The sequence below is a fragment of the Lentimicrobium saccharophilum genome (assembly GCF_001192835.1).
GTDB lineage: Bacteria > Bacteroidota > Bacteroidia > Bacteroidales > Lentimicrobiaceae > Lentimicrobium > Lentimicrobium saccharophilum.
In genome coordinates, this window is record NZ_DF968182.1 from 2,667,192 (window position 1) to 2,681,464 (window position 14,273).

Here is a 14,273-nt window from a genome sequence, read left to right on the forward strand (position 1 = left end):
TGCGCTATAGTATCCGATCCATGGCAGGCGAACGCATCATCCTCGGCATTGACCCCGGCACCCAGGTTATGGGCTACGGTTTAATCGCCGATAAAGGTAAGAAAATAGAGCTGATCACCCTGGATGTGTTTAAGTTCGCCTCTAAAGAGCCGCAGGCACTGAGGCTGAAGCGCATATTCACTGCGGTTCTCGGGCTTATCGACAAATACCACCCTGATGAACTGGCCATTGAAGCCCCTTTCTACGGCAAAAATGTGCAATCGATGCTGAAACTCGGGCGGGCACAGGGGGTGGCCATGGCCGCAGCGCTTTATCGCGACATTCCCATATTTGAGTACTCACCGCGCAAAATCAAACAATCCATTACCGGTAACGGCAGTTCATCCAAAGAACAGGTTGCCGGTATGCTCGGACATCTGGTAGCGCTGGGCGATGAACCGAAAATGCTTGACGCCACCGACGCCGTGGCAGTGGCAGTGTGCCATTATTACCAGGGAAAACCGGAAGCACAGGGGAAAAACTATTCTGGCTGGAAGAGCTTTCTGGATCAGAACCCCGGCAGAATCGCCAAAAAATAGGTAATCAGACACAACCCTCAGCCGCCGGACCGCTTATTTGCGCAAAGATATCCTGAAGGTAGTCCCCCTGCCCGGTGATGAGGATTTCACATAGATTTTCCCATCGTGAATTTCGCGGATAATCCGCTGGGTAAGCGACAGGCCAAGCCCCCAGCCCCGCTGCTTGCTGGTATAGCCGGGATTGAAAATGGTGCGGAATTTCTTCTTCGGAATTCCTTTCCCGGTATCCGAGATATCAATGTGAACCAGATTTTCCTCTTCACTTATTTCGATGCGTATATCGCCTTCACCCTCCATGGCATCCACGGCATTTTTCACCAGATTCTCCACCACCCAATCGAACAGCTGGTAGTTAAGCCGGGTAAGTATAACGGCATCGCGCTGAGGCTGGACATAAAACGATACTTTATTGGAAGTGCGCGTTTTCAGATAAGCCACAGAGTTGTATATCACCTCCACCAGATTCTCGGTTTTCAGGTTCGCCGCCGATCCGATTTTGGAAAAACGCTCGGCAATGGTATTCAGGCGGCTTACATCTTTGTCCAGTTCATCTATAGTTTCATCTCCTATATCCTTGGTCCTCAGATATTCCACCCAGGCCATCATGGATGAAAGCGGTGTTCCCAGCTGATGTGCGGTTTCCTTGGCCAGCCCCACCCACACCTGATTTTGCTCCGAACGGCGTGCAATGCTGAAAAGCAGATAAGAAACCAGTAAAAATATACCAATAATAATAAGTTGAATAACAGGAAAATACCTTAACTGAGTCAGCAGAAAGGAGTCTTTATAGAAAATGTAATGTTTCCTGTCGGCAATAACGATCTCAATGGGTTCATTATAGGCCGCCATTTCATCGATGGTATTTTTGACAAATGCAGGATCGTTCAGCCGCGTGGTATCAATTTTACCCCATGCCACCAGTTCGGTACGGGTACTGTCGGTAATAATCACCGGAACCGAAGCCGAATTGTTGACCACCTCGTTGAAGAAGGATTCCACCAGGTCGTCGAGCACCACTTTCAGTTCAGAAAACAGCCGTGAATCCTTATAATAGAAATACACGAAGTTACCTGAATAATAATCGAGCTTGAGCGGGGGATATACCGAAAACTCCTCCAGGAGTGCAGGGGTGAAGTTTTTGACTGTATCCGGATCAAAGTCCACATTGCGGGCTTCCTTGATATTTCCCTGCCCATCAGCCAGGATAACCGGAATGGAAGTATTTTTTGAGATGATGCTCAGATAGAAGAGGATGTTCTCATCATCGCCTGCCTCTACCATCCGTTCAGTAGCCTCGGCCAGGATTTCCACCCTTTTGCGTTCTTCAGCCCTGATCTGATCAAAAAAATCATCGGTGTAATTAACCAGGCTTACACGTTGCTGAATGGCGTTGGCCCAGGTTGTGATTTTACTCCGCTCATCCCTGGCTATGTTCTTCACCAGCTGGTTTGTGTACCACAGCGAAAAACCCACGATCAGCAATGCGATCAGAAACAACCAGCGCTTCCAGGTTTTCTTCTGCTCGTATATGTTGGTAACCCGGGGTTTAAAAAGTTTTCGGATATTCATCTGGATTAAGCTAGATGATACAAATATCGGATATTTATCGGAAATTGCTCAGTACAAGTCAATCCAATGTATTACTGCCATTAAGGACATTTTCCATTAGAGTTGATTCTGTCAGGTCAGTCTTCGTCCCATTCTATTTCAAACTTTACTTCTGAGGCCTTTTTATCCTTTGTTGGTGCATTACGGTCTTTCCCAAACTCCGACCTCAGGGCCTGCCTGAGTTCCTGTTTCTGATTTTTAAAGTCATCTGCCATTTTTTTCACCACTGCCTGGCTGTCGTAACGAAACACCGGCTCGTCAACCGTTCCGGTAAGGTGCAGGAAAAGCCGGGTATTTCCGCCTTCAGCTGTTTCATAGGCACCGGAAGGTGCCGGATTGCGTCGTTTTTTGTTCCTTCCTATCTCCGAAAGCAGCAGATTCAGATGGTAGTCGATGTCGTTGCCAAAGGTGTGTGATCCATAACCCTTCAGGCCCATGACCGACGATTTCACTTCCATTTCAGGAATCATCACCGTTTTGCGTGCTATTTCAATGCGGTTTTTCAGGGTGGAAAACTTCACATTCATCAGTTCGCCCGCATCCAGAAAGCGCGACAATTCCTGAAAAGGTTCAAATCCGACCAGTTCCCCGTCCCTGATTTCAAGGTCGGCGATGGCACTCACCGAGGCGGCATCCGTTTCGAAACGGTTATTCATGGTAGCCCCGTACTGAACTTCGGCATCGGCCCGGCCTTTCAGGTGACGGCTCTGCAGGCTGGTTTGCCCGAAATCTCCGAATTCCCTGAACAGTCGCCGGATATCCACATTTTTCAATGAGGCATTACAAACCATCTGGGCATGACTGCCGTACCGGTTGTTGAGCACCCCGCTGCCACTGACATCTCCATCCATGGCTTTCATCGAAAAGGAGTCAACCCTCAGCACCCTGTTGTCCAGGCTTAACCTGCCGCTGACCTTTTCGGCGCTGAAATCCCGGTAGGTAAACAAATCACATGAAATCGCAGCATTGAATCCTACCCTTTCGGGGAAAATCCCTGTTGCGGGATTACCGGGCTGCCCCACCCCGGTCGCGGGTGCCGCCGAAGCCGGTGCAATATCTTCAAGGCAGAGCCTTTCCGAACGAACATCGGCATCAAAAAACAGGGATTGATCCTCTTGAAAAAGAAAAGCGGCCAGATTGCGGAAATTTCCCGACAGGCTGAGGTCGCTCCGGCCGGTTCTCAGACTGAGCCGGTCCACCATTACCGAGCCGTTCTGCAGTTCAAGAGCGGCATTGAGATCTGTTATCCTTCGCCCGTCTTGCACAAGCACAAAGTCCGCGTCCGCCAGGCTCACCAGACCCGAAGCCTTCTCAGGCACCCTGGCAGCGGCATCAAAGCTCCCTTCGTAGCTGATGTCAGCCACCAGTTTTCCGCGGGCATCCGTAATCTGTCCTTCAGGCATAAAGGCTTCAATCTCATCCAGGAAAAGTAAAGCACTGAGGGTCAGGCTCACCTGTGGCCTGCCGGTGTTTTCGAGCAGCAGCTTTCCCCTGAAATTTCCTTTTCCCGCTGATCCTGCGAATTCAGTAAGCTCAAGGCGATCTGTCCGGTTGCTGGTTCTGGCCGTATAACTGCCCATAGCTGTTATTCCGCTAAGCCGGGTTTTGTGCTGCAGATGGGCGAGGCTGCCCTTTTTGACAGAAAAACCGGCTGTCAGTAAAGGCAATTTGTTTCCACCGTAATTGCCTTTTACCCTAAGTTCCGCTGTGAGTCTTCCACCCGGCCGGTAGTCCTTCAGGGAAGCTGTAAACCGCTCCGGTATCAGGGCAATCAGTTGCTCAATGTCAGCCTGCTTTACGAACAGGACCAGATCCATCGCATTGACCGGCTTTCCGTATGACAACAGGCCGTTCAGACTGAAATCTTCTCCCCCTGCATGTATACCTGCTCGCGTGATATTAATAGTTCCGGCATCCTGGTCAAGGATCACAGCGGCGTGAAGATCGATGGGCTCCTTCAGCGAGTAGTCGTCGGAACCTATAAGCAGCCTTTCGGCCGTAACGTTTCCTGAAAGACCGGCCTCCACCACCGCTCCTGAAATCTTTCCTTTCAGGGTAATATAGCTGATGTCCACTGCAAGGTCGTTACCGTCAACCAAATCGCGGTAGTAAACCTTTGATTTGCGCATTACCACGCGCTGAATGTCGAAATCAACCTGTTCCCCCTCTTCACCGCCACTCTTTTTCCAGATTTCATAGTTATTCCTGCCATTCTGATCGCGCCAGAGTGTCACCGAAGCCTCATTGATGTCAATACTCCGGATGCGGTATTCCCCGGTAAACAGGCTGAAAATACCAAAACGGAGGGAGACAGCCCTTGCATGGAGCAGCCCTGGTGTATTTTCTGCCCCGGCAGGAGGTTTTATGGCAACCTGCCTGAATACAACGGAGGCGTCCGGAAAATTCCTGAACAGGGTAAACTCCACTTCCCCGACTTCGGCCGGGGCCAGCAGGTGCTTGTTGATTTCAGCGACCACCAATTGTTTGGCTTTATCTCCATAAGTAAGAGAAACAATCCCAAGAACCACCAAACCAATAACCAGAAAAGCCGCAATTGCTGCAGCAATCTTTATGGTTCGCCTGTTATGCCGGGATGATTCTTGCATGTATAAAGGTTCCGGAGTCTGATCAGAAACTAACGATTATTCCTGAAAATCATTGCATCGGTTGGTGAAAGAAACGCTATCGCTTTCAGTATGCGATCCGTGATTCTCAGCTGTTCAGCATACTCCTCACGGTCCTGACAATACCGTCAGTATCAAATCCGCACAAGGCATACAACTCTTCCGGTTTTCCCTGGGTGATAAATTCATCGGGGATGCCCAGCCGTACGACCCTGGCCTGATAGTTACCGGCGGCCATAAACTCAAGCACCGCGCTGCCCAGTCCGCCGTTGATGGTTCCGTCTTCAACGGTAACAATGCGGTTGTACTTTTTAAACACCCCGTGCAGCAACTGTTCGTCAAGGGGTTTGAGGAAGCGCATATCGTAATGGCCGGCCAGAATACCGTCGCGCTGAAGAATGTCACAGGCTTCGGCGGCAAAATTACCCGGATGGCCGATCGACAGTATGGCCACACCTTCGCCATCGCGCAGTTTACGACCGGTACCGGCAGTGATTTCCATAAACGGTTTCTTCCAGTCGGTGGAAAGTCCCCTGCCCCGAGGGTAGCGGATTACAAAAGGACCTTTGCCGTCGAGCTGAGCGGTATACATCAGGTGACGAAGTTCCGCTTCGTTCATGGGTGCGGCAATGGTAAGCCCGGGAATGGCCCGGAAGTATGCCAGGTCGTAAGCGCCGTGATGCGTGGGCCCGTCTTCACCGACCAGACCGCCGCGATCGAGGCAGAACACCACCTGCAAACCCTGCAGCGCTACATCGTGAATTACCTGATCGTAAGCCCTTTGCATAAAGGATGAATAAATATTGCAGAAGGGGATCAGTCCGCGTGCGGCCATACCGGCCGAAAAAGTTACGGCATGCTGCTCGGCAATTCCCACATCAAAAGCCCGGTGGGGCATCACGCTCATCATCATGTTAAGCGAACAACCCGAGGGCATGGCCGGGGTGACCCCGACAATTTTAGGATTCTTCTCCGCCAGCTCAATAATGGTTTTCCCGAAAACATGCTGATACTTCGGAGGCAGGCTTTTACAGGGCTTTTCGATGATTTCCCCGGTGGTTTTGTCAAACATTCCCGGAGAATGATACAGTATCTGATCCTGTTCCGCCTTCTCGAAACCCTTTCCCTTGACGGTAATTACGTGCAACAGGCGCGGACCGGGGATATTGCGGATGTCGTGCAGCAGTTTGGTAAGCCTCACCACATCGTGGCCGTCGACCGGGCCGAAATACCTGAAATTGAACGCTTCAAACAGGTTACTTTTATTGAGGATGGTACTTTTCAGGGCATTCCCGATCTGCTTTACCACGGCCCGTGAATTCTTGCCGTAGCTGGTATTGCCGCCCATCATTTTCCAGACCTTGTCTTTCAGCTTGTTGTAGGCCCTGGAAGTGACAATATCGAGCAGGTACTCGCGCAGGGCGCCCACATTCTTGTCAATGGCGATGCCGTTGTCGTTGAGGATTACCAGCAGGTTGGTATTGGAGACACCGGCGTTGTTGAGGGCCTCCATGGCCATGCCGCCGGTCATGGCTCCGTCTCCGATCACGGCGATGTGCTGTTCATTGTTCCCGTTCAGCAGCCTGGCGGCTGTAGCCATGCCCAGTGCAGCAGAGATGGAAGTGGAAGAATGGCCAACGCCGAAGGCATCGTACTCGTTTTCACTCATTTTCGGGAATCCGGAAATGCCCCCGTAGGTACGGTTGGTATGGAAAGCATCCCTTCTTCCGGTAATGATTTTATGCGCATAAGCCTGATGACCGACATCCCAGATCAGTTTATCCACAGGAGTATTGAAAGCGTAATGGATGGCCACGGCCAGTTCAACAGCCCCCAGGCTGGCGCCTAAATGACCCGGATTGGAAGAGATCACCTCGATGATAAACTGCCTGATCTCGCTGCAGAGCAGCGGTAGTTCATCTTCCCTGAGCAGGCGGAGATCGGCCGGGGAATTGATTTTATTCAGCAGTTTTAGCGGTATCTGTGGCGTCATGATCCCTGACGGATTTTAACGGACAAATGTACAAATTATTAGGGTAGCGGGATGTTTGAAATAATTACCCAGATTAAACATCTTCAAACAGCAGATCGGGTTTACCACCATAAAATAAATAGTTCAACCCTTCCGGGATTTCTATCGATTAACTCAGAATAAATAAAATGAGGTTATTCAATGACTTCTCTTAGCTGAACTTTTTAAACTACCATTCAAAGAAAACAATAGCTTTTGAACAGCAATTCTTTAATCACTATATGGAAAATGAAGCAGAAGCAATATGAGCAGAACTTTCTTATCATTATGCAAATCCTTCGGGTTGGATATGGATAAAATATTTCAATTCCATCAATTTCCAGGGGTTTGACTATTTGATTGATCCCCTTGATGTTGATTCCAAATTCATAAGAAATAAACTCTGATGGATTCCTGTCGATTTATCAGGTCACTTTTCAATTGCACTAATCAATCACTTTGACTTTGTTAAAGAATACCCCATTCTGAGTGATTGTTCTGAATAAATAGATCCCGGTTAGTATATCAACCGGCAAATAAAAATAACCATTTGCTGAGACAGCCGTATGTACCAACCTGCCGGTTAAGTCAAATATTTCAACCAAAGTTCTCCCAGTTGAGTTTAAAATACGGAATTCATCTTTTATTGGGTTCGGGACTATCATCATCTTTAATAATCCGGTCGATTCTTCAACAGAGTTTGGGATTATTTTTACATAAGCAGGCAACGATAATTTTTCACCGCAATAATTCCAGATCCTGCATTGATAAACACCTGTATCAGCCGGAGTAACCGGGAATATTTCAAGAGTCGTGGTATTACATCCCATAAGCGCAGTCCCGTTGAAAAACCATTGAACCTCATGCTCTTCACCTGAAGTTGCCACGATCGAAAGCAAGGCTTGACTATCTTCTTCAACAAATTGACTTTGAGGATGCTGTATAATTTCCGGCGTTGAAATATAATTTATACAGATCTCCCGGGTGTATTGTGCATACCACTCATTCCAGACAATACATCTGTATAATTCTTCCCCATCATTTAAAATCGTATTATTGATCCTTAAAGTATCCGACTGGCAATTACTATAGATATCATTATTTTCCAGAGAAATCCACAAGCTGTCCTGCCATATTTGCCATTGGTACTGCAGATTCAAACCAAGTGCATTTACTCCGATAAAATTTTGGCCCCCTTTACAATTAATCTGAGAATTTGTCGCATCCATGATGGTCACTCCTGTTGAATCACAGCCCGGGACATCACACCCATACAAGTCTGTTTTAACCACCCATGCCCTGTCAGGCCAGTCATTCTCCGGATCTTCCATCACAATACTGCCACAAAATACAATGTTCTCATCAGGTGTCAGAATACCATTATTCACAAAGGCCATATGCGTTCCCGGCCCTCTGTACATAATACCCGGCCGGTAGTAAATGCTATCTGCATCAGCGGTAATTTTAAAAATAAAGCCTTCATTGTCAAGTCCCGCGCTTCCAAAGAATTTAAAACTGCCGTCGCTCAGTTTGAATAACCCATAAACTCTGGGATAGTATAGGACATCACCAAGTGTTTTACTCCAGAGTATCTGCCCTTCCAAAGTAAACTTTGAAGCCTGCAACTTCCCGCCCTGAGTACCAATTGAAAGCAGCGTAGAATCTTCCAGCATTGCCAGTTCATAAATCATTCTTGTGTTATCATAATTGAATACAGTGGTCGACCATGTAATGGTTCCTGCAGCGCTTAGCCTGGCAAACCTGGTCATTCTGGCATTATTGTTTGATCTGCTGTAACTCAGGAAAAAATCTCCGTTTTCAAGTTCAATAATACTGGAAACATTAATAAAATCATTATTAGAACTTATATCTTTCATCCATTCCATGGAAAGATCTTCCCTGAACTTCATCAAACGGCTGGCAAACGGGAAAACATCACAAACCAGCAGATATCCGTTATCCCTGGTTTTATATGCTTTGAGAGGTGTGAGGCTTGCTGAATCGGATAAAGCAGCATCATACAGTACTTTTGTAAACAGAACCTGACCTGTGGAATTAAACCTGATCAGCAAAGGTCGCCTGATATACTGTTGAGAAATTTCAGATTGAACAACAAACCAATCGTACAAGGAATCATTAACCCGGAAAAGATTACACCCGGAGGAGAACCTGTCATAATCAGCATTATAGAACTGCCTGCTCCAGATCAGGTTTCCTTCTTTATCAATTTCATATAGCAACAGTTTATTCCCGGTATATGGGATGATATATGAATCAACATCTCCCGCTATGATGAAACCTTTTTCAGTTTCTATAATGCTCTGGGCTTTTTCATGATCTGCCTCGGGCCCGAAATGATAAATTTTGTTAAAAATAAAAGATTGAGCGTTTAAATTAAAACACAAGGTAACGATAAACCCGGTCATCAGAATTATTGTTCTCATAAATAATCATGTATTATTAATATTACAACTATTTATCCCAGCCAGAATCATTATTTTATATTATTATGCCCGGGAAAAAATACAGTATGCGAAAACCTTCACCTTATAATACCATGGTTTTCAAATAACTGGAAACCCGGTAATAGCAAAAAACTACAAACTTTTGCTATCGTATTATGCTTACTCTATATAAAAGACAATCAAAGCTGTGTTTACCCCTATCAATAAAGGAGAAAATGCCTCATTTTTTTTATTTCATCCGCATCCTTAAATAAAAACCTTAATCATCAGGCAAAACTGACAAATAACCGAGAATGAAAAAATCAATATCAGGTTGTTAATCTGCTGCTTGAACGCATCGATAATAAAGTAATGTCAGGAAGTCATGATTTCTATAATAAAAACAAGAGGCTTTTCACCGGCTTCTCATGAACAGTTCAATTCCCGGACAATATTGAGGTCGGGCATAACGGGCCCTGCAGGGAATAATCAATGATTTATGGGGGGGGGGGGTAAAATTGGGTGCTCTGTATTGAATCAAGGTTTAGCGATTAGCAGTAACAATTTTACCATTAAGCATCGAAATGTAGTACATTTGCGGGTTAATTTCCAATCATAAACAGCAATGAACATTATCATAGCCGGAGACGGGGAAGTCGGGTTCCACCTGGCCAAAATGCTTTCCGGCGAAAACCATAACATCACCATCGTAGATCCGCATCAGGAGCTGCTGAAGATGATTGAAACGCATACCGACCTGATGACCATCACCGGGGATTCCACTTCCATCAGTGTGCTGGAGCAGGCCAATGTGCGCCGTGCCGACCTGCTGATTTCGGTGGTTCACGACGAAAAAATCAACATCACCACCTGTGTGTTGGGCAAAAAACTGGGCGCCCGCCGGACGATCGCCCGCATCAACAACACGGAGTATCTGACCATCGAGAACCGTGAAATCATGCGCTCACTGGGGATAGATGCCATGGTTTGTCCCGAGCGGATCGCTGCCAAAGAGATCGTGAAGCTCCTCGGGCAGACCGCGGCCACCGAAATCTTCGACTTTTCCGAAGGCCGCCTGTCGCTCTTTCTTATCAAACTGGATGAAAAAGCCCTGGTGCTGAACAAGACCCTCAACCAGGTTGCCCATGAAAATCCCCGCCTCGATTTCAGGGCGATTGCCATACACCGGAATAATAAAACCATCATCCCGAAAGGGGATGATGTATTTAAACTAAATGACCTGGCCTATGTGATCACCAAACCCGACGGGGTGGACTCCCTGCTCAGGCTTGGCGGCAAACAGAAACAGGAGATCCGCAATGTGATGATTGTCGGTGGGGGCCGCATCGGCCGGAAAACCGCTCGCCGCATCGAACGCGACATGAATGTGAAGCTGATCGAAATCGACAAGGAACGCTGCCTGAACCTGATCGACCAGCTGGAACACACCCTGATCATCAATGCAGATGCGCGCGACATCGACCTGCTCGAAGATGAAGGTATCCGCAATATGGACGCCTTTATCGCGGTGACCAACGACTATGAGACCAACATCCTGACCTGCCTGCTGGCCCAGCGTTTCGGCGTAAAGCGCGTGATCCCGCTGGTGGAGAACATCGACTACATCGGCATATCGCAGAGCATCGGCATAGAAACCATCATCAACAAAAAGCTGATCACGGCTTCGTACATCGTACGCTTTACCATGGATGCCGAGGTTACAAGCATCAAATGCCTCAGCGGTATCGACGCCGAGGTGCTCGAGTTTGTCGTTAAGCCGGGAGCCTATGTCACCCGCCGCCCCATCAAAAAAATCGATATCCCGAAAGGATGTATCATCGGCGGAATCGTCAGGGGGATGCAGAGTTTCATTGCAGTAGGCGATTTCCAGATACAGGAAGGCGATAAGGTGGTGATTTTTGCCCTTCCGGAAGCCATCAGCAAAGTTCAGGCCCTGTTTAATTAATTTTATACATATCTTTCAGCCCAGATCGATCAATCATAATCTGTTATGGCCGCCAAAAGCAGGATCAACCTGAATGCCATTATGAAGATCACCGGATTGCTGATGGTGATTGAAGGATTGTTTATGCTCAGCAGCCTGGGATTTTCGGCCTGGTATGATCCTTACTGTCTGGACCACCTCCGCCTGTTTGATCCCGCGCACGATTTTCTGCCACTGTTGGTTTCTGGCAGCGGAATAGGGCTGGTGGGACTAATACTCTGGTCTTTCAATAAAAAACTTGACCAGAACTCAATCGGTAAACGCGAGGGGTACATCATTGTATCGCTCACCTGGGTTATTATTTCATTTTTCGGAGCCATTCCCTTTATTCTGAGCGGCGTTACCACCAGCTATACTGACGCGTTTTTCGAAACCATGTCAGGATTTACCACTACAGGGGCAACCATTTTCACCGATATAGAAGCACTCCCCAAAGGCATTCTTTTCTGGAGAAGCATGACCCACTGGATAGGGGGCATGGGAATCATAGTTTTATCCCTCGCCATCCTTCCCATCCTGGGTATAGGAGGTATGCAGCTCTTCGTAGCAGAGGTTCCCGGTCTTACGCCCGACAAGCTGCACCCGCGCATTACCCAAACAGCCAAACGCCTGTGGATCATTTACGTGGCACTAACACTTGTACAGACTATATTGCTGATGCTGGGCGGAATGAATTTATTTGAAAGTCTTTGTCATGCATTTGGCACCATGGCAACCGGGGGATTCGGCACGCGGAATGATTCGATTGCCGGCTTTTCACCTTACATTCAGTACGTAATTATTATATTCATGTACCTTGCGGGAATATCTTTTACCCTGCACTACTTCACCATAAAACGACAGTTCTCAAAGGTATTCCGAAACGAAGAACTGCGGGTGTATACCATGTTGCTGATCACCGCAACGGTAATCATCGCAGCAGCGCTTTTTTACACGCAACACCTCGGGCCCGGCAAAGCTTTCCGCGATGCCCTTTTCCAGGTAGTATCCATAGTTACCACCACCGGATTTATCACCAGTGATTACCTCCTCTGGCCATTCTTCACCTGGTTGCTGCTCTTCCTGCTGATGTTTACCGGGGGCTGTGCCGGATCCACCGGTGGAGGCATTAAAATTGTACGAATCATCCTGCTTTTTAAAAACAGCCGGATGGAACTAAAGCGCATTGTGCATCCGCAGGCTTTGCTGCCCGTGCGCCTGAACGGAAAATCCATCTCACAGCAGATCATATTCAATGTGCTGGCTTTTTTCCTGATCTACATCATCATATTCGCCTTCGGCTCATTGGTGATGTCAGCGATGGGAATGGAGTTCGAATCTGCTGTTGGCGCTGTTGCCGCCAGCCTGGGCAATATCGGCCCCGGCCTTGGCACTGTCGGTCCTGTCCTGAATTACAGTACTGTCCCCATGGCCGGCAAATGGGTGCTCGCTTTTCTGATGTTGCTGGGTCGTCTGGAACTGTTTACGGTATTGATCCTCTTCTCCGCCTCTTTCTGGAAAAAATAGAATTTTGAAGGTTACCTTTCAGGAATGATCCCTTCCAAGCCTGACAGAATATCAACTCCCGGCCGGTGAAAAAGATGGCTGTTTTGCTTTATCTTTGCAGCCACAAATGAGTCAACGCCTGCCTTCGTACCGGAAAATATGGGATATCTCCCTTCCCATCATACTGAGCCTGGTTGCCCAGAATGTGGTAAATGTTACCGATACGGCTTTCCTTGGACGGGTTGGAGAAGTGGAACTGGGCGCTGCAGCGCTTGCCGGTCTTTTCTATATCTCACTCTTCATGCTGGTGTTTGGGTTTGGCATCGGGGCGCAGATTCTGATTGCCCGCCGTAACGGAGAAAAAAACTATGCCGATATCGGAAGAATTACCGACAACAGCCTGTATTTCCTGACTTTTCTCGGACTACTGCTTTTCCTGGTCATCAAATTTTTCTCTCCGTATATGCTGCGGCCGATGATTGCTTCCGACGCCGTTTACAGCGCCAGTCTCGACTTCCTGCAATACCGGATCTACGGACTGTTTTTTGCTTTTGCAAACGTACTGCTGCGCTCCTTCTACATCGGAACAACCAATACCCGTGTGCTCACCTACAATGCCCTGATTATGGCAGGGGTTAATGTTCTGCTTGATTATGTGCTTATTTTCGGCCACCTCGGCTTTCCGGCCATGGGCATCAAAGGTGCTGCCATCGCTTCAGTAATTGCAGAACTCGCCTCTGCCATCTTTTTCTTTACCTATACCTTCCACCGGGTAAACCTGCATCACTACAATCTCTTCCGGTTTGGACGGTTCGACTGGAAAGTGGTCCGCACCACCCTCGAAATTTCCGTATTTGTCATGCTGCAGTATTTTCTCTCCCTTGCCGGATGGTTTGTATTCTTTATGATTATTGAGAAGATGGGAGAACGCCCGCTGGCTATTTCAAATATTATCCGGAGCGCTTACATCGTGCTAATGATCCCGGTTTTTGCCTTCGGATCAACTACCAACTCCCTGGTCAGCAACGTAATAGGCCAGGGCAGACCCGATTATGTGATTCCCCTGATTAAAAAAGTTGCCCTGATGAATTTCATACTGATCGGAAGTGTAGTGCTGGTTTCTGCATTTATTCCACGGATTCTGATATCTGTTTACACCTCCGACCCGGAACTGATCTCCCAGACCATCCCGTCATTTTATGTTGTCATGTCAGCCCTCCTGCTGTTTTCGTTTTCCAGTATCCTTTTCAACGGTGTCAGCGGAACTGCCAATACTGCTACTGCCCTGCTGATAGAATTCGCTACCATTGCCGTTTACCTGATTGTTGCATGGGTACTTGCTGTAAGGATGAATCTTGAGATTGAACTGGTATGGACCAGCGAATATATTTACTTCATGGTGCTTTCATTGCTTTCATTCCTCTACCTGAAATCGGGGAAATGGCGAAAAAAGTTGATTTAGCAGAGATTATGTCTGACCTACTGATACGGACAATTGGCTTTTCAAAAGAAAAAGTC

The 14,273-nt window shown here is 47.6% G+C and carries 8 protein-coding genes; 4 read left to right on the top strand and 4 right to left on the bottom strand.

What is annotated here, in order from left to right:
- The first annotated feature begins 20 nt into the window (after positions 1–20).
- On the top strand, positions 21–578 hold the full coding sequence (ruvC, locus tag TBC1_RS10305; protein WP_062041787.1) for a crossover junction endodeoxyribonuclease RuvC: 558 nt from the start codon (positions 21–23) through the stop codon (positions 576–578).
- 33 nt (positions 579–611) lie between these two features.
- Here the strand turns inward: ruvC and TBC1_RS10310 are convergent, their stop codons facing one another.
- The 4 genes from TBC1_RS10310 to TBC1_RS17995 all read right to left on the bottom strand — a co-directional run bounded on the left by TBC1_RS10310 (position 612) and on the right by TBC1_RS17995 (position 8,512).
- Positions 612–2,147 carry a sensor histidine kinase gene (locus tag TBC1_RS10310; RefSeq protein ID WP_062041790.1) on the bottom strand — a complete coding sequence of 512 codons (1,536 nt, stop codon included), beginning with the start codon at positions 2,145–2,147 and terminating at the stop codon, positions 612–614.
- Positions 2,148–2,263: 116 nt separating this feature from the next.
- A complete protein-coding gene (locus tag TBC1_RS10315) occupies positions 2,264–4,792 on the bottom strand; it encodes an AsmA family protein (protein WP_062041793.1) in 2,529 nt (842 codons plus the stop codon).
- Positions 4,793–4,898: 106 nt separating this feature from the next.
- Positions 4,899–6,803 (bottom strand): 1-deoxy-D-xylulose-5-phosphate synthase, encoded by a 1,905-nt coding sequence (gene dxs, locus TBC1_RS10320; protein WP_062041796.1) that lies wholly within the window; start codon positions 6,801–6,803, stop codon positions 4,899–4,901.
- A gap of 464 nt (positions 6,804–7,267) precedes the next feature.
- On the bottom strand, positions 7,268–8,512 hold the full coding sequence (locus TBC1_RS17995) for an immunoglobulin domain-containing protein (RefSeq protein ID WP_172668873.1): 1,245 nt from the start codon (positions 8,510–8,512) through the stop codon (positions 7,268–7,270).
- 1,378 nt (positions 8,513–9,890) lie between these two features.
- On the opposite strand from TBC1_RS17995, the gene trkA reads away from it, so the two are divergent.
- The 3 genes from trkA (at position 9,891) to TBC1_RS10340 (ending at position 14,217) form a co-directional block, all read left to right on the top strand.
- Entirely contained in the window at positions 9,891–11,231 is a 1,341-nt protein-coding gene (gene trkA, locus TBC1_RS10330; RefSeq protein ID WP_062041802.1) for a Trk system potassium transporter TrkA, read from the top strand.
- Between the two features lie 45 nt (positions 11,232–11,276).
- On the top strand, positions 11,277–12,776 hold the full coding sequence (locus tag TBC1_RS10335; RefSeq protein ID WP_062041805.1) for a TrkH family potassium uptake protein: 1,500 nt from the start codon (positions 11,277–11,279) through the stop codon (positions 12,774–12,776).
- A 106-nt stretch (positions 12,777–12,882) separates the two neighbouring features.
- Positions 12,883–14,217: an MATE family efflux transporter gene (locus tag TBC1_RS10340; RefSeq protein WP_062041808.1), complete on the top strand. Its 1,335-nt coding sequence runs from the start codon at positions 12,883–12,885 to the stop codon at positions 14,215–14,217.
- The last annotated feature ends 56 nt before the right edge of the window (positions 14,218–14,273 follow it).